Origin of the sequence: Sporosarcina sp. P29 (assembly GCF_002743265.1) — a bacterium.
Taxonomy (GTDB): domain Bacteria; phylum Bacillota; class Bacilli; order Bacillales_A; family Planococcaceae; genus Sporosarcina.
Genome location: NZ_PDYX01000068.1, coordinates 1 through 504 on the forward strand (window position 1 = coordinate 1; position 504 = coordinate 504).

General features: G+C 39.5%; 1 protein-coding gene. It reads right to left on the reverse strand.

Features of this window, described 5'->3' with window-relative positions; genetic code table 11:
- On the reverse strand, window positions 1-413 hold a 413-nt coding region (locus CSV68_RS16565; RefSeq protein ID WP_143561021.1), incomplete at its 3' end, for a PAS domain S-box protein.
- Window positions 414-504 lie beyond the last annotated feature (91 nt).

The following is a 504-nucleotide window of genomic DNA, read 5'->3' on the forward strand; positions in this document are numbered from 1 at the left end:
GCTATTTGCTTCACTTTCAGTAAATTGCGTTCCTCTGTTTCTTTTTTTGCCGCCAGAATTACTTCTTCATACTCGATTCTATTTTTCATGCGCAGACATGCACAGTCATTGAACACCTTTCCATCGCGTTCATGACGCAATGCATTCAATAGCACAGATATTTCCTGACCATCTTTAGACTTAAATGAAAAAAACATCTCTTCTATTTTATTTTGTAATCGAATCATCGGAAAAAAGTACAGCTGGTAAAAAGATCGGCTTGCGTTCGGCAATATTAGATTGATGTGTTTCCCCTGTACCTCATGAAGCTGGTAGCCAAGTAAACTAAGCAGCGTTTGATTGACTTCAAAAATCATCCCTGCATCATCAAGTGTGAAATAACCGAACGGCGCACAATCTAGCTGTCTATCCATTTGTGACAAGACTCTTGTATACAGAAGTCAAATAATGGCTAATCAGCTGAACGGTTTCTTCTGGATGACTCATATGAGGACAGTGCCCTGT